13 protein-coding genes are annotated in these 15,260 nt (G+C 63.6%); 2 read left to right on the forward strand and 11 right to left on the reverse strand.

Annotation, left to right across the window (positions count from 1 at the left end):
* Positions 1-27: 27 nt before the first annotated feature.
* From PVZ80_RS19795 to PVZ80_RS19825, 7 genes are all read right to left on the reverse strand, one after another.
* The gene (locus PVZ80_RS19795; protein ID WP_041989360.1) at positions 28-1,263 is read right to left on the reverse strand and encodes a M20 family metallo-hydrolase; all 1,236 of its coding nucleotides are present in this window, start codon (positions 1,261-1,263) and stop codon (positions 28-30) included.
* Entirely contained in the window at positions 1,260-1,751 is a 492-nt protein-coding gene (locus PVZ80_RS19800) for an L-2-amino-thiazoline-4-carboxylic acid hydrolase (protein ID WP_038633187.1), read from the reverse strand. Before PVZ80_RS19800 ends, PVZ80_RS19795 begins: the two co-directional genes overlap by 4 nt.
* 68 nt (positions 1,752-1,819) lie before the next feature.
* On the reverse strand, positions 1,820-2,977 hold the full coding sequence (locus PVZ80_RS19805) for a branched-chain amino acid ABC transporter substrate-binding protein (RefSeq protein ID WP_273864442.1): 1,158 nt from the start codon (positions 2,975-2,977) through the stop codon (positions 1,820-1,822).
* Positions 2,978-3,063: 86 nt separating this feature from the next.
* Positions 3,064-3,780 carry an ABC transporter ATP-binding protein gene (locus PVZ80_RS19810; protein WP_273864443.1) on the reverse strand — a complete coding sequence of 239 codons (717 nt, stop codon included), beginning with the start codon at positions 3,778-3,780 and terminating at the stop codon, positions 3,064-3,066.
* Positions 3,773-4,546 (reverse strand): ABC transporter ATP-binding protein, encoded by a 774-nt coding sequence (locus PVZ80_RS19815; RefSeq protein WP_028682716.1) that lies wholly within the window; start codon positions 4,544-4,546, stop codon positions 3,773-3,775. The genes PVZ80_RS19810 and PVZ80_RS19815 overlap by 8 nt, the downstream gene beginning before the upstream one ends.
* Positions 4,543-5,646, reverse strand: coding sequence for an ABC transporter permease subunit (locus PVZ80_RS19820; protein WP_273864444.1), 1,104 nt, complete (start codon positions 5,644-5,646; stop codon positions 4,543-4,545). Before PVZ80_RS19820 ends, PVZ80_RS19815 begins: the two co-directional genes overlap by 4 nt.
* Positions 5,643-6,590, reverse strand: coding sequence for a branched-chain amino acid ABC transporter permease (locus PVZ80_RS19825; protein WP_273864448.1), 948 nt, complete (start codon positions 6,588-6,590; stop codon positions 5,643-5,645). The genes PVZ80_RS19820 and PVZ80_RS19825 overlap by 4 nt, the downstream gene beginning before the upstream one ends.
* 207 nt (positions 6,591-6,797) lie before the next feature.
* On the opposite strand from PVZ80_RS19825, the gene PVZ80_RS19830 reads away from it, so the two are divergent.
* Positions 6,798-7,697, forward strand: coding sequence for a LysR substrate-binding domain-containing protein (locus tag PVZ80_RS19830; protein ID WP_009049486.1), 900 nt, complete (start codon positions 6,798-6,800; stop codon positions 7,695-7,697).
* A gap of 4 nt (positions 7,698-7,701) precedes the next feature.
* Here the strand turns inward: PVZ80_RS19830 and PVZ80_RS19835 are convergent, their stop codons facing one another.
* The 3 genes from PVZ80_RS19835 to PVZ80_RS19845 form a co-directional block, all read right to left on the reverse strand.
* Positions 7,702-9,027, reverse strand: coding sequence for an LLM class flavin-dependent oxidoreductase (locus PVZ80_RS19835; RefSeq protein WP_273864445.1), 1,326 nt, complete (start codon positions 9,025-9,027; stop codon positions 7,702-7,704).
* Positions 9,028-9,273: 246 nt separating this feature from the next.
* Entirely contained in the window at positions 9,274-10,293 is a 1,020-nt protein-coding gene (locus PVZ80_RS19840; RefSeq protein WP_051423557.1) for a fimbrial protein, read from the reverse strand.
* A 322-nt stretch (positions 10,294-10,615) separates the two neighbouring features.
* Positions 10,616-13,012 (reverse strand): TonB-dependent receptor plug domain-containing protein, encoded by a 2,397-nt coding sequence (locus PVZ80_RS19845; RefSeq protein WP_273864446.1) that lies wholly within the window; start codon positions 13,010-13,012, stop codon positions 10,616-10,618.
* Between the two features lie 311 nt (positions 13,013-13,323).
* Between PVZ80_RS19845 and PVZ80_RS19850 the strand changes: the two genes are divergently transcribed.
* Positions 13,324-14,307: a TerC family protein gene (locus PVZ80_RS19850; protein WP_009049490.1), complete on the forward strand. Its 984-nt coding sequence runs from the start codon at positions 13,324-13,326 to the stop codon at positions 14,305-14,307.
* Positions 14,308-14,537: 230 nt separating this feature from the next.
* Here the strand turns inward: PVZ80_RS19850 and PVZ80_RS19855 are convergent.
* Positions 14,538-15,260, reverse strand: a 723-nt coding sequence (locus tag PVZ80_RS19855) for an autotransporter outer membrane beta-barrel domain-containing protein (protein ID WP_273864447.1), incomplete at its 5' end; no start/stop codon positions are given.

The following is a 15,260-nucleotide window of genomic DNA, read 5'->3' on the forward strand; positions in this document are numbered from 1 at the left end:
TGGAGTGCTGCGCAGCCTGCCGTGGGTTCAGTTCCCCGCCTTGGCCAGGATCGACTGCAACAACACATCAGCGCCGGCCGTGGCCCAATGGGGGTGGATCGCTTCGGCTTCGTTGTGGCTGAGGCCGTCCACGCAGGGCACGAAGATCATCGCCGTGGGCGCCACGCGGTTCAGGTAGCAGGCGTCGTGCCCGGCCCCGGAGATCATCGGCCGGTGGCTGTAGCCCAGGGCTGCGCTGGCGGCGCGGACCACCTCGACGCAGTCGCGGTCGAAGGCGATGGGCGCGTACTGGAAGATCTGCTTGACGCTGTGCTGCAGGCCGATCCGCTCGGCAACCCGGGCCACCGCCTCGCGCAGCTGCTGGTCCTGGCGGGCCAGCACCGCCTCGTCCGGGTGGCGGAACTCGACGCTGAAGAACACCCGCCCGGGCACCACGTTGCGCGAGTTGGGAAAGAGATTGGCCATGCCCACCGTAGCCCGGCCCTCGGCGCCTTGCTCCAGGCCCAGCTGGTTGACCGCCTCCACCACCCGGGCGAACCCGAGCACGGCATCCAGCCGATGGTCCATGGGCGTGGTCCCGGCATGGGCGCTGCGGCCCAGCAGTTCGACTTCATACCAGCGCTGGCCCTGGGCCCCGCTGACCACGCCTATGGTCAGGCCCTGGGCTTCGAGAATCGGGCCCTGCTCGATGTGCAGCTCGAACGCCGCGTGCACCGCCTGGCCGCCCACCGGATGAGTGCCGGCGTAACCGATGCGTTGCAGCGCCTCGCCGATGCTGACCCCCTCGGCATCGACTCGCGACAGGCCGTACTCCAGATCGAACACCCCGGCATACACCCCCGAGGCAATCATCGCCGGGGCGAAGCGCGAGCCTTCTTCGTTGGTCCAGTTGACCACCTCGATCGGCCGCTCGGTCTCGATCCCGAGGTCGTTGAGGGTGCGCAGCACCTCCAGCCCGGCCAGCACGCCATAGATGCCATCGAACTTGCCGCCCGCCGGCTGGGAATCGCCGTGGGAGCCGGTCAGCACCGGCGCCAGCTCATCGTTGCGCCCGGCGCGCCGGGCAAAGATATTGCCCATGGCATCGATGCGGATCGTGCACCCTGCGGCTTCAGCCCAGGCCACGAACAGATCGCGGCCGCGCCGGTCCTCATCGCTCAACGCCAACCGCGTGACCCCACCCTTGGCGGTGGCGCCGATCTGCGCCATCTCCATCAGCGAGGCCCACAGGCGCTCGCCATTGACCCGTGCCTGAAGACTCATGAGCGCGGCTCCTGGGGCTTGGCACGGTAGCGGAAATCGCAGCGCGGCGCGCCGCCCATGATGGTCTGGGTGCGGGTCAGTTCAATGTCCGGGTTGTAGCCGACGATAAACAGCTCGTCGCGGTTGCACGACAGCAGGTGGCCGATCTCGCCCAGGCCCATCTCGTGGTACATCTCGGCGTAGCGGCAGCGTTTGACGTCATAGTCGTAGTGCTCGGCGTCGCTGGCGATGATCTCGACCTTCAGCGCGTCGTCCTGCTCCCAGAGCACCTGCAGCTCGACGAAGCTCTTGAGGTCGGTGCCGTTTTCCTCCAGGGCGGCGAAATGCCGGCCGGCCTGGATCGCCGCATTGCCCACGGCCTCGCCTATCACCGCCGCGGCATGGGCCTGGCCGTGCTCGCGCACCAGGATGTCGTAGATCGGCTTGATGATTTCCGCTTCGATCCGCCGCCGGGCGAGGATGCCCAGTTCACCTTGCAGTTTGCTCATTGTGTGCCTCCATCAGCTCCACGGAACCGGGCGAGCCACAGGGCCCGCCCGATGATTGGCCTTGTTTTCTACTGCGCCTGTTCGCCACCCGCCACGCTCACCGGCTGCCACTGGCCAGCCTTGACCTGGTAGACGGTGAACGACGGGTTCTTCAGGTTGCCCTGGGCATCGAAGGCGATGGTGCCGGTCACCCCCGGATAATTGCTGGCGCGCAGCACCGGCAGGTATTGCCGGGGATCGGTCGAGCCGGCTTTCTCGATCGCCGCGATCAGCACGCCGACGCCGTCATAGGCGAATGGCGCATGCAGTTCGATGCCGTGTTTGAAGCGTTGCTGGTACGCCTGCTCGAAGGCCTTGCCGCCAGGCATCTGCGCCACCGCCAGGCCCGGCTCCAGGGCAATCACGCCCTCGCCTTCGTTCTGCGCCAGTTGCAGGAAGGTCTGGCTGACAAAACCTCCGGCGCCCATCAGCGGGGCCTTGATCCCCAGTTGCTTGATGCGCCGGGCCAGCGGCGCGGCCTGGGAGTCGACGCCGCCGAAGAAAATCAGGTCGGGGTTCTGGCTGCGGATATTGGTCAGCACCGCGCTGAAATCGATGGTCTTGTCGTCCACATACTCGCGCGCCACCACGCTGGCGCCACCGGCCTCGACGGCCTTGGCAAACTGGTCCGCCAGGCCCTGGCCGAAGGCGGTGCGATCGTCGATCACCGCGATGCGCCGGGCCTTGAGGCTATTCAACGCATAGTCGCCGGCGACCCGGCCGCCATCGTCGTCATGGCCCATGATCCGGAAACTGCTGTCGAAACCCTGCTGGGTGTAGGCATGGCCGGTGGCGACCGGAGCCACCTGGGCGATCCCGGCGTCGTGGTAGACCCGCGCCGCGGGAATGCTGGTGCCGGTGTTCCAGTGGCCGACCACCCCCACCACCTCGGCGTCGACCAGGCGCTGGGCCACCGAGACCGCCGTGCGCGGATCGGACTGGTCGTCTTCGGAGACCAGCTTGTAGGTCACCGCCTCGCCATTGATCTGCGGATGACGGGCGTTGGCCTGGTCGATGGCCAGTTGCGCGCCGTTTTCCAGGTCCTTGCCGATCCGCGCCGAGGGTCCGGTCAGCGGCCCGGCGAGGCCGATCAGCACCTGTTGCTCGGCCTGGGCCAGGGCACTGGCCAGACTGCTCAGCGCCAGGCCCAGGAGTACGGCGTGTTTGAATGGAACGCAAGTTTTCATCGGTATTTCCTGTTTCAGGCAGGCCATGTCTGGCCTGTACGGGCTTGTCGGAACACGCCGGGCGTCCGGTAGCGTCAGTGGTTGATTCATTCCCCGAGGTACGCCGCGCGCACCTCGGGGTCGTCGAGCAGATCGCGCGAGGCGCCGCTCAGGCTGATGCGGCCGGTGTCCATCACGTAGGCGCGATCAGTGACCTGCAAGGCCAGCCGGGCGTTCTGCTCCACCAGCAACAGGGTCATGCCCTGGCGGCAGACGTCGTCGATGACCTGGAACAGCTTCTCCACCATGATCGGCGCCAGCCCCATGGACGGCTCGTCCAGCACCAGCAGGCGCGGCCGGGACAACAGCGCGCGGGCCAGGGCGAGCATCTGCTGCTCGCCGCCGGAGAGCAGCCCGGCGCACTGCTGCAAGCGTTCTTCCAGGCGTGGAAAGTGCTCGAACAGCTGGCGGATCTCGCGGTTGACCTGGGCCCGGTCACGGCGCAGGAAGGCCCCGGCCTGGAGGTTCTCCAGCACCGTCATGCGGGCGAAGATACCGCGCCCTTCCGGGACCATGGCGATGCCCTGGCGCAGCAGTTCATGGGGCGCCAGGCCGAGCACCGGACACCCGGCGAAATGGATCTGCCCCCGGGCCGCCGGCAGCAACCCGGTGAGCGCCTTGAGGCTGGAAGTCTTGCCCGCGCCGTTGGCGCCGATCAGGGTCACCCGCTCACCCTCGGCGATCCGCAGGTCCAGGGACTTGACCGCTTCGATGACGCCGTAGCGCACCTGCAAGCCGTCGATTTTCAACAGTGGCTCAGACATCGGCGCTGGCTCCCAGGTAGGCTTGAATCACTGCCGGATGGCGACGCACCTGCTCTGGCGCGCCCTCGGCGATCACCCGGCCGTAGTCCAGCACGCTGATGCGGTCGCATACCCCCATCACCAGTTTCACGTCGTGCTCGATCAGCAACAGGCTGTGGCCGTCGCCGCGGATTTTTTCCAGCAGGCCGCGCAGTTGCACTTTCTCGCTGGCGTTCATCCCCGCCGCCGGCTCGTCGAGAGCCAGCAGCAGCGGTTCGGTAGCCAGGGCGCGGGCGATTTCCAGGCGCCGCTGATGGCCGTAGGACAAGCTGTCGGCGCGGTAATCGGCGAAGCCGGCCAGGCCCACGTATTCCAGCAGGCGACAGGCCTGCTCGCGGGTCCGGGCTTCTTCCTCGCGGGCCCGGCGATGCCGGCTCAAGGCGGCCCAGAGGCCGTTGCGGGTGCGCACATGGCGCCCGACCATGACGTTCTCCAACGCGCTCATGGCGTTGAACAGGCGGATGTTCTGGAAGGTCCGGGCGATGCCGGCCCGGGCCACCCGGTGCACCGCCGTGGGCCGATAGGCCTGGCCATCGAGCTGGAAACTTCCGGAGTCGGCGCTGTAGAGGCCGGTCATGACATTGAAGAAGGTGGTCTTGCCGGCGCCATTGGGGCCGATCAAGCCGTAGATTTCCCCGGGCTGGATGCTCAGGCTGACATCGCTCAGCGCGGCGACCCCACCGAAGTGCTTGTTCACCCCTTCGATCCGCAACAACGGCTGGTTCATCGCGCACCTCCCGCCGGCGCCGGCCACAGGCCCGCGGGCCGATAGAGCATGGCCAGGATCAGCGCCAGCCCGTAGAACAGCTGGCGGATGATTTCCGGGTCCAGCAGCACCTGGCCGAACAACGCCTGCTGCAACGGGCCCATGCTCGCGCGCAGCGCTTCCGGCAAGGCCGCCAGCAGCACGCAGCCGAGGATCACTCCAGGGATATGGCCCATGCCGCCCAGCACCACCATGGCCAGCACGGCAATCGACTCGTTGAGGGTGAAAGACTCCGGCGACACGAAGCCCTGAAAGGAGGCGAACAGCGCGCCGCTGACACCGCCAAAGGCGGCGCCGATGGCAAACGCCAGCAGCTTCAGGCGCCGGGTATCCAGGCCCATGGCTTGCGCCGCGTCCTCGTCCTCGCGAATCGCCATCCAAGCGCGACCGATGCGCGAACGCTGGAGGCGGATACAGGCGAACAGGATCAGCAGCACCAACGCGGCGAACAGGTAGTAGTACAGGTAAACCGACGGCAGGCGCAGGCCGAACAACTCCTGGCTGCGGCCGAGGTTGATCCCCAGCAGGTGCACCGGGTCGACCTGGGCAATGCCCTTGGGGCCGTTGGTGAGGTTCACCGGCCGGTCGAGGTTACGCAGCAGGATGCGAATGATCTCGCCAAAACCCAGGGTGACGATGGCCAGGTAGTCGCCGCGCAGGCGCAGGGTCGGCGCCCCCAGCACCAGGCCGCAGCCGGCCGCCAGCAGCGCGGCCAGGGGCAGGATCAGCCAGATCGAGGTATGCAAACCTTCCGGCAGGGCCGCCGCCAGGGCCGGGAACTGCGCCAGCAGGTGCGGCGAGGACAGCAGCGCCGCGAGGTAGGCGCCCACCGCGTAGAAGGCGATAAAGCCCATGTCCAGCAGCCCGGCGTAACCGACCACGATGTTCAGCCCCAGGGCCAGCATGATGTAGAGCAGCGCGAAATCCAGGGTCCGCACCCAGGTGTTGCCGCCCGCATGGCCGACCACCCAGGGCGCCAGGACCAGGGCCAGGGTGAACAGCAGCAGGCCGAAGTGGGCGCGGGTGCTGGAAGGTGTTGCCAGTGCGGTCGTGAGTGTCATGCGCGGCTCGCCAGTCGTTCGCCAAGAATCCCCGAAGGACGCAACACCAGCACCGCGATCAGCACGATAAAGGCGAACACATCCTGATAGTTGCTACCGAACACGCCGCCGGTGGCCGTTCCCAGGTAGCCGGTGCCCAGGGCTTCGATCAGCCCCAGCAGCAGGCCGCCGAGCATCGCCCCCTTGAGGTTGCCGATGCCCCCCAGCACCGCGGCAGTGAAGGCTTTGATCCCTGGCAGGAAGCCCATGTAGAAATGCGCGCTGCCGTAGTTGCTGGCCATCATGATGCCGGCGAGCGCGGCCAGGGCGCCGCCGATGGCGAAGGTCAGCACGATGATGCGGTTGGGGTCGATGCCCATCAGGCTCGCGACCTGAGGGTTCTCGGCGACCGCGCGCATGGCCCGGCCAAAGCGGCTGCGCTCCACCAGCACCAGCAGCGCCAGCATCACCGCCAGGGCGATGCCGATGGTGGTCAGGGCGGTGGCATTGGTGACCGCGCCATGCCCGGAAGCGCCGGTCAGCACCTCGATCGGCTCCAGCGGCAGCAATTGCGGGAACATCTGCGGGTTGCGCGTCCACACCAGCATGGCGGCGGTTTGCAGCAGCAGCGACACGCCGATGCCGCTGATCAGCGGGGCCAGGCGCGGCGCATGGCGCAGGCGCCGGTAGGCGATCCGTTCGATCAGCACCGCGAGCAAGGCGCAGCAGGCCATGGCGATCAGGGTAGCCAGCAGCAGGACCAGCACCGCGGGCAATTCGGGCCAGGCGGCCTGCAACAGGCGAATCACCGACAACCCGATCAGGGCGCCAATCATCAACACGTCGCCATGGGCGAAGTTGATGATCCGCAGGATGCCGTAGACCATGGTGTAACCCAGGGCCACGAGCGCGTAGAGACTGCCCGACATCAAGCCATTGAGCAGTTGCTGGATAAAGGCATCCATGAAAACCATCAACCCCATGTACCAAGGGTCGGACCGCACCGCGCGCCGACCGGAAAGCAAGAACGCGGCACACTAGTTATTTATTCTATTTTTATCAAATATCAGAAATTCATATGGTTATGCGAAATAAAAGAAACGCTATAACCGCCACAAATACGGCAGATACGACCCTTTATTTCTCAAATATCTTGGTATTTAATTCAACACATGAATAATTTAGAACAGTTAGCCAATGACCCTCCACTGCGTGCCGTGCGCACCTTCGAAGCCTTCGCCCGCCATGGCGGGGTGAATGCCGCCGCCCGCGAGCTGGACGTTTCCCCCTCCGCGGTCAGCCATCAGTTGCACCTGCTGGAAAGCTTCCTGCAGCAGCCGTTGACCTTGCGCCAGGGCCGCAACCTGATCCTCACCGAGGAAGGCCGCGAGTATTACCGGGCGATCCGCTCGGCCTTCGCCGTGCTGCGCAGCGCCACCGAGCATGTGCGGGAAAAAAGCGCCACGCGCCAGGTCACCATCAGCCTGATCCCGCTGTTCGGCATCAACCTGTTCATTCCGCGCCTGGCGGAGTTTTTGCGGGACCATCCGGAGCTGGACATCAACGTCACTTACGCCAACCACCGCAGCTACCCCAGCGACGCGGCGGACCTGTCGATCCGCTTCGGCACCGGGCACTGGCCGGGGTATCACAGCGAGCCGCTGATTTCCGGGGCGGTCACGCCCTATTGCAGTCGCGCCTTTCTCGAACGGCACGGCCCCATCGACAGCCCCCAGGCCCTGAGCGAACTGCCGCTGCTGCACGACGAGGAACGCGGCACCTGGGGCCAGTGGCTGCAGGCCGCCGAGGTGCGCCACGCCACCGCGCTCAACGGCCTGCTGCTGGAAGACGGCCAGCTGGCCCTGACCGCCACCCTCACCGGCCTCGGCTGCTCATTGCTGCGCGAGCCGCTGGTGGCGCCCCATGTGGCCAGCGGCGAGCTGGTGAAACTGTTCGACCTGGAGGTCGACGACGGACGTCAGTATTACCTGTGCCGCCGCGCCAACAGCGAACTCTCCACCGAAGGCGTCGAGCTGTATGAGTGGATCAAGCGCAGCCTGGTGCGGGGATAAAAGCTCAGGTAAAAAACCGATTCGCCGGCCGCGGCAACCCGAGGTTTTCACGCAAGGTAGCTCCCTCGTATTCGCGGCGGAAAATCCCCCGCCCCTGCAATTCGGGAATGACCTTGGCGACGAAGTCGTCGAGGCCGCCCGGCAGCCAGGAAAACATGATGTTGAATCCGTCGCTGCCGTGGGTCTCCAGCCATTGCTGCATGTCGTCGGCGATGCTCCGCGCGGTGCCGACGAACGACAGGCCGGCGTATCCACCGAGGCGCTGGGCCAGTTGGCGGGCTGTCAGCTGTTCGCGGTCGGCCAGCGCCAATACGCGCTCGCGGGCGCTCTGGCTGGCGTTGGTTTCGGGGATCGGCGGCAGGAACGCGTCCGGATCGAACTTCGTCGCGTCCGTACCCAGGGCGATGGACAGCGAGGCGATCGCGCTCTCGTAGTGCACCAGGCTGTCGAGGTGCGCGCGGATCCGCCGTGCTTCCTCCTGGGTATCGCCGACCACCACAAAGGCCCCGGGCAGGATCTTCAGGTGTTCGGGGTCGCGGCCGACGGCGACCATGCGCCGCTTGATATCGGCATAAAACGAGCGGCCCTCCTCCAGCGTGCCCGGGGCGACAAAAATCACCTCCGCGGTTTCCGCGGCCAGCTGGCGCCCGGGCTCCGACGCGCCGGCCTGCACGATCACCGGCCAGCCCTGCACCGGGCGCGCGATGTGCAGCGGTCCGCGCACGTTCAGGTGGCGACCGGCGTGGTCGAGGCGGTGCAGCTTGTCCGGGTCGAAATACACCCCGCTGTCGGCATCGCGAATGAAGGCGTCGTCCGCCCAGCTGTCCCAGAGCCCGGTGACCACCTCATAGAACTCCCGCGCCCGGGCATAACGCTGGTCATGGGCGAAGGCCTGCTCCAGGCCGAAGTTCAGCGCGGCATCGGGGTTGGCGGTGGTGACGATATTCCAGCCGGCGCGGCCGTTGCTCAGGTGGTCGAGGGAAGCGAAGCGCCGGGCGATATGAAACGGCTCGTCATAGGTGGTCGAAGCCGTCGCCACCAGGCCGATGTGTTCGGTGGCCTGGCTGAGGGCGGACAACAGGGTGAAGGGTTCGAACGAGGTGGCGGTATGGCTGCGTTTCAAGGCGTCGATGGGCATGTTGAGCAAGGCCAGGTGATCGGCCATGAAAAACGCATCGAAGCGCGCCCGCTCCAGGGTCTGGGCGAAACGCTTGAGGTGGGCGAAGTTGAAGTTGGCGTCGCGATAGGCGCCCGGGTAGCGCCAGGCGCCGGTGTGGATGCTGACCGGGCGCATGAAGGCACCCAGCTTGAGTTGGCGTTGGGCAGGCATGGAAAGCTCCTTGTGACAGCTCCTGGGTCAGAGGCCCCGCAGCATCGACCGGGCAAACTTGGCCTGTCCAATAATCAAAGGTGCTGGCTTATGCCGTTATGGCGCGGTGCGTTGCGCAGCGCAGAAACAGCCCCGCCGCTGCAAATGCCTGGAGGGCCGCAAACTTGCAACGGCGGGCTCAGGATCGCCCGGCAAGCAATGAATTCAAACTCCGGGCACTGTCGATCTGAAACAGGATTTCATCATTCAAAGATAACTAAAGATAAAAGTCAGCGTGCCATCGGCCTTGCCACCTGAAACCTGACTGCCCGTTTGAATATACCTGGCCGCCAACTTTATCGGGTTGAGACCCGCGACTACCATTCCCATGAACTGGGCTTGCCCCAGCAGCATGGGCGTAAGGTTGCCTGTAGAAGCATTGAGTACCTGGATACCTACCCCCTTCGCCGACTGCGCCGAAGACGATAACTTGATAGTCCCCTGGTAGCCGCTGACCTGATGGGTGTCATCCAGCGTCATGGCGAGTATTGCACTTGAACTGCACAATAGGTCGATCGAAAAGTTTTTTGCTGGCATGAAACTTCCAGGACCATGAAAGCTGGCTGAATTCACTCTTCCCATGTTGACCTGAACGCTATCCTTAGGCAGGTAGCAGGAAGGTACCGTAACCTTGACCGTTGGAAATTGAAATGTATTGAGTTTCTTATCATAAAGCCCGCCAAACATAGAGTCCGGAGCGGTCATCACGACAATATCCGGAAAGTAAAAACTGCCCGCGGAAATATCCCCCAGCTTGATCCATTCGAACGTATGTTCAAGCGTGTAATATTTGACCCCTCCCTGATAGGGGAAGTTAAAACTGACCGTGGGAGTTTTGCTATTAAGAGCGGTATTACTAAATGACTGGCTTCCAGAGGAGCTTGACATAGTCCATTTCAACCCAATCCCGGCATGTGTCGTTTTAAATGTTCCTTTACTTACTGCATTCGACTCGTTGGAAGACGACTTGAAATATAAAGCAGACGACCCGGTTGGGAAGTAACGGTTGTCACACCTCATAATTGTTGTAACCTCTGCAGCACCCAGCACGCTGCCAACTTCAACGTCCTGCCTGGCAACCAGCGAAGTTGAGAAAGGAACGCTAACAGTGGCATCACCTAAAGGAACGCAAACATCCCTTAAAGCGGCGGCTGAGTACTGGGAAAACAAACCGCCCACCACGATCAAAAACACCGGCAACGGTTTAAAACCATAAGCCCTGAACAAGAGACACTCCCTAAAATAATAAAAAACAAAAAAAGCCCGAACAGATACTACGTCTCAGACTTAACAGTCTAAATAAGACTAATCTCAAAGAAATTCTCCACTTTCCATAATTCCCATAAGAGTTTTGCTCAGCAAAATGAAGAAAGATTCTTATGGCAAGCATCTCGCCCAAGAGGAATTGCCCATTAATCTGGAGAACTTTCCTTACCCGATCATCGGACGGGCTGGCCGATGCAGTCATGACGCGCCACGGCCAATCCCCCACGGGGCCCGAAAACCGCCGGGCCCTTTGGACAGCGCCTTGCGCCCTGCCCGCTACGCCCTACCAGCTATAGGCAACCTTGGCGTAGTAGAACGCGCCGCTATAGCCGTAGGGCGAAAAGGTGCTGTACGCCAGGTTGCCGCCGCTGGAGGCGTAGGCGTTGACCTTCTCCGGGTATTTGTCGGTGACGTTGTCGCCGCCCAGGGTGAACAGCCAGTTCTGCAGCTTGTAGTCGACCGCCAGGTCCAGCAGCCAGGCGGCGCTGAAGGTCTGGTCGTTGACCTTGTCCGCCTGGTAGCTGGTGAACTCGCCGTAACGCACCAGATTGCTGTGCAGCGCCCAGTTGCCGTAGTTGAAGTCGTTGGCCAGGCTCAGCTTGTGCTGCGGCGTGGTGTCGCCCAAGAGGCCGATGCGCTCGCGCCGGTCGACCCGCACCAGGTTGACCCCCAGTTGATCGAGGATCGCCGGGTTGGCTTTCACATCGGTGACCTTGGTGTGGTTGTAGTTGTATCCGACCGTACTGTTCCAGCGGATGCCGTTGTCCAGCTGGTAGCGATAGTTGGCCACCAGGTCCACGCCGTCGGTGCTGGTGTCGGTGGCGTTGGTGAAGTAGCGCGCGCTGGTGTAGTTGATGTTGCCGACGCCGTTGGCTTTCAGGTAATCGATCGCGGTGCTGTTGAGCACCAGGTTCGACGACAGCGACACCCGGTCGCGGATATCGATGTGGTACAGGTCGGCGGTGACCGTCAGGTTGTCCAGCGGTTCGAGCACCAGGCCCAGGCTGTAGTTGCGCGATTTTTCCGCCTTGAGGTCTTCCGCCCCCAGCAGCCTGGCGACCTGGCTGTTCGCGGCGAAGGTGCCGGATTCCTGAATCGTGTTGCCGATCAGTTGCGACGACGTGAAGTTGAAGTTCTGCTGCGCCAGGGACGGCGCGCGAAAACCCGTGGAAACACTGCCGCGCAAGGCCACCCGCGGGGTGAAGTCGTAGCGCGCCGAGAGCGAGCCGCTGACGTTGGAACCGAAGTCGCTGTAGTCCTCATGCCGCACCGCCGCCGACACCGCCAGCTTGTCGGTGAAGTGGGTTTCCAGGTCCAGGTACTGGGCGAAGTTGTGGCGCGACGAGCTGCCGGCGTCCGAATCGCGGAAACCGCCCAGCCCGGAACTGCCGGTCTGGTAGTAGGACTCGGGCTGCCCGGCCTCGATCTGATACCCCTGGTGCAAGTACTCGGTACCGAAAGCCACCGACACCGGGTAAGGCAGCCAGCCCAGGCTGAACTCCCGCGACAGGTCCAGGCTCAGTTGCCGCTGGTCGTTGGTCAGGGTGCCGTTGTCGAACGCGTGCGGGGTGTCCAGGCCCAGCGAGGTGTTGATGGTCTTGGTCCGCAGTTCATAGGTGTTCTTGCCGTAGTTGGCCGACAGGTCGTAGTGCCAGTTGTCCAGCAGCTCGCCCCGCAGGCCGAGCACCAGGCTGGTGTCTTCCAGGGTGCCGTTGATCAGCGGCAGGTAACCGTTGGGGTGCAGCACCGGGTTGTTGTTCGAGGCATTGCTGGCGCGATAGAAGGCCGCGGTTTCGCCCCGACGCTTGCTGTAGCCGCCGAAGCCATACAGCTCGGCGGCATCGTTGAAGCTGTAGGCCGAGTTGAACTGGAACTTGCCCTCCTCGGTTTCCGGCTCGCCCTGGCGGAACACATGCTGGCCGTAGGTGGTGGAGCCGACGCTGGCGGGCCGGAAGTCTTTGCCGGCGCGGTCGGTGTAGTCGTTGTTCGCGCCCTCGCCGGACAGGCTGACAAAGCCGTTGTCCCCCAGGGCAAAACCGCTGTTGCCGGCGACCTGGCGCTGAATGCCGTCGCCCTTCTTGTACTGGCCGTATTGGGTCGATATCGAACCGCCGTGGTCGGCGCTCTTCAGGATGATATTGATCACCCCGGCGATTGCGTCCGAGCCATAACGCGCCGAGGCGCCATCGCGCAGCACCTCGATATGGTCGATGGCCGACAGCGGGATCGCGTTCAGGTCCGCCGGCGCCGAGCCGCGCCCCACCGCGCCGCCGAGGTTGACGAAGGCCGAGGTGTGCCGGCGCTTGCCGTTCACCAGCACCAGCACCTGGTCCGGCGACAACCCGCGCAACTGCGCCGGGCGGGTCAGCTCGGCGCCATCCACCAGGCTCGGACGCGGGAAATTGATCGACGGGATCAGCTTGGCCAGCACCGTGGCCAGTTCGCTGGAACCGGAACTGCGCAGGCTCTCGCCGGCAATCACATCGATGGGTGACAGCGACGCGCTGGCGGTGCGTTCCTGGGCCCGGGTGCCGGTGACGATCACCGTATCCAGCCGGGCCGCTGTGTCGCTGTCTTCCGTGGCCTGCGCGGCCCCTGCGCCGCCACTCCAGAGCACGGCGCCCAGCACATTGGCCGAGACGATCGCCGTGGACAGAAGGTGTTTTGTGTAGCTCCCCATACCGCTCTCCTTGACGCCAAAACCAGGGCGAACAACGCCTGGCATGCAGACGAGCGATCCGTGCGGCGGACGGTGGCGATCATCGATTCTGTTTTAAGAATGGATCCAGTTGACCGGCCATATAATCTAAAGCGCTATCAGATAAATATTTAAATACCGTTATCGAATAAACCAGGGCATAAGCCGAACGCATCCGCGACACTTCGTAAATAACGAACCATGGCCCAGGAATAATCGATTTTTCTTCATGGCAAGCTCCCCGCTAGCATGACCTGTCGGCTCCAGAACAAAGCCCTGACCGGGAGAACGGCATGCAGTCCCTGCACATCGGCGAACCCTGGATGTGGTTCGCCTTCATCGCCTTCGTGCTTGCCATGCTGGCCTTGGACCTGTTTGTCCTCGGCGGGCGCAAGGCGCACCGCGTATCGGTGCGCGAGGCATCGTCCTGGGTGATTGCCTGGTCCACGCTGGCGATGGTCTTCGCGGGATTGCTCTGGTGGTACCTGGAAGCCGAGTTCGGGCCTGAGATCGCACGACACAAGACCCTGGAATTCCTTACCGGCTATCTGATCGAACAGTCGCTGTCGATCGACAACATGTTCATCTTCGTGATGATTTTCGGCTACTTTGCCGTGCCGCCGGAGTTGCAGCGCCGGGTGTTGCTGTACGGGGTGCTCGGGGCAATCGTGATGCGCGGGGCGATGATTTTCGCCGGCGTGTGGCTGGTGTCGCAGTTCGCGTGGCTGCTGTATGCGTTCGGTGTGTTCCTGATCATCACCGGGATCAAGATGCTGCTCTTCGCCCACCAGCAGCCCGACCTCGCCAGGAACCCCTTGTTACGCTGGGTACAAGGCCATCTGCGCATCACCAAAAGGTTTCATGACGAACACTTCTTTGTGCTGCAAAACGGCCAGCGCTGGGCCACGCCGATGTTCCTGGTGCTGGTGCTGATCGAGGCCAGCGACCTGATGTTCGCGGTCGACAGCATCCCGGCGATTTTCGCCATCACCACCGACCCGTTCATTGTGTTCACCTCGAACATCTTCGCGATCATGGGCCTGCGCGCCCTGTACTTCCTGCTGGCCGACATGGCCGACCGCTTCCACCTGCTCAAGTACGGCCTGGCGATCGTGCTGGTGTTCATCGGCACCAAGATGACGCTGATGCCGTGGCTGCACATGCCGGTGGAATGGTCGCTGGCCGTGGTCGGTGGAATCATCCTGGCTTCGGTGCTGCTGAGCCTGATCAAAAGTCGCAACAAAGCGTCTGACGAGGACCGGATGCGAACGCCGTAGCAACTGTGTTCCTCACGTGACTTGCGCCGAATCTACCCTGCTACGCAGCCCAGGCCTGTCGATGGGTGGCAGCGAAGCGCTGGCAAGGCATAAGGCCGATCTGCGACAAGTGCTGCCGTACCCGGACCCGAGACAGCTGATGACCTGATTCGCGTCCGGTCGGGCCTGATGACGCGAGGCAGCGGCTACAGGTGGAAACCTCGTAGCCGCTGCCGAGACTGCGGGGGATTTTAGAAGTCGAGACTGACCCCGACGTTGATGCCTTGCTGGGTGAAGTCATCGTCCTTGCGGACGTTGTAGCTGGCACGCAGGGCCAGGTCCTGGGTGAGTTTGTGGCTGACCCCGAGGTTCAGGCGATTCAGGTTGGTCTGCGGGGTATAGCCTTCCAAGGTGTAGTTGTTGTCCGGCAGGCTGTTGAGGGCCATGGTCAGCTTCTGGGTGTCATCCTCGTATTCCTTTTCGTGGGCGATTTCGCCGAACACCTGGGTTTGCTGGGTGATCTGATACTTGCCCTGCAAGCCGATGCCCAAGCGCCGTGAGGTGCGTTTCTGGTCATCGAAGGTCAGTGCAGTGGAGTCGTTGCCGTCTTCGGAGTAACCGTCGACCTTGGCCCGCGCGTAGTCGGCGCTGATGAACGGCGACAGGTGCCACGGGCTGCTGGCCTGCTGCGCGATGTCGTAGCCCAGGCGAGTGCTGAAGGCCAGGATGTCGCCGCTGGTGTCGCCTTTTTCCCCGCGCTCGTTGGGGCCCAGGTCGAATTTGCGCTTGAGGTTGTCGTAGTCCAGGTGTCCGGCGGTAGCCGCCGCGTCGGCCCACCAGCGGTTTTGCTGGTACTGGACGAAGGCGGTGCCCAGGTAGGTGTTGAGCTTGTAGTCCGAATCGTTGCTGCCCGCTTCGAGCTTCTGCCGATAGGCGCCGGCCAGCACGCCCACTCGCCAGGCCTCGTCGAGCCG

It is taken from the genome of Pseudomonas sp. B3G-3, assembly GCF_028640915.1.
Lineage (GTDB): Bacteria > Pseudomonadota > Gammaproteobacteria > Pseudomonadales > Pseudomonadaceae > Aquipseudomonas > Aquipseudomonas chlororaphis_I.

What these genes read in the sequence shown, in the direction of transcription:
- PVZ80_RS19795 (WP_041989360.1), bottom strand. Translation starts at nt 1,263, where the DNA reads ATGAGTCTTCAGGCACGGGTCAATGGCGAGCGCCTGTGGGCCTCGCTG.
- PVZ80_RS19800 (WP_038633187.1), bottom strand. Translation starts at nt 1,751, where the DNA reads ATGAGCAAACTGCAAGGTGAACTGGGCATCCTCGCCCGGCGGCGGATC.
- PVZ80_RS19805 (WP_273864442.1), bottom strand. Translation starts at nt 2,977, where the DNA reads ATGAAAACTTGCGTTCCATTCAAACACGCCGTACTCCTGGGCCTGGCG.
- PVZ80_RS19810 (WP_273864443.1), bottom strand. Translation starts at nt 3,780, where the DNA reads ATGTCTGAGCCACTGTTGAAAATCGACGGCTTGCAGGTGCGCTACGGC.
- PVZ80_RS19815 (WP_028682716.1), bottom strand. Translation starts at nt 4,546, where the DNA reads ATGAACCAGCCGTTGTTGCGGATCGAAGGGGTGAACAAGCACTTCGGT.
- PVZ80_RS19820 (WP_273864444.1), bottom strand. Translation starts at nt 5,646, where the DNA reads ATGACACTCACGACCGCACTGGCAACACCTTCCAGCACCCGCGCCCAC.
- PVZ80_RS19825 (WP_273864448.1), bottom strand. Translation starts at nt 6,590, where the DNA reads ATGGATGCCTTTATCCAGCAACTGCTCAATGGCTTGATGTCGGGCAGT.
- PVZ80_RS19830 (WP_009049486.1), top strand. Translation starts at nt 6,798, where the DNA reads ATGAATAATTTAGAACAGTTAGCCAATGACCCTCCACTGCGTGCCGTG.
- PVZ80_RS19835 (WP_273864445.1), bottom strand. Translation starts at nt 9,027, where the DNA reads ATGCCTGCCCAACGCCAACTCAAGCTGGGTGCCTTCATGCGCCCGGTC.
- PVZ80_RS19845 (WP_273864446.1), bottom strand. Translation starts at nt 13,012, where the DNA reads ATGGGGAGCTACACAAAACACCTTCTGTCCACGGCGATCGTCTCGGCC.
- PVZ80_RS19850 (WP_009049490.1), top strand. Translation starts at nt 13,324, where the DNA reads ATGCAGTCCCTGCACATCGGCGAACCCTGGATGTGGTTCGCCTTCATC.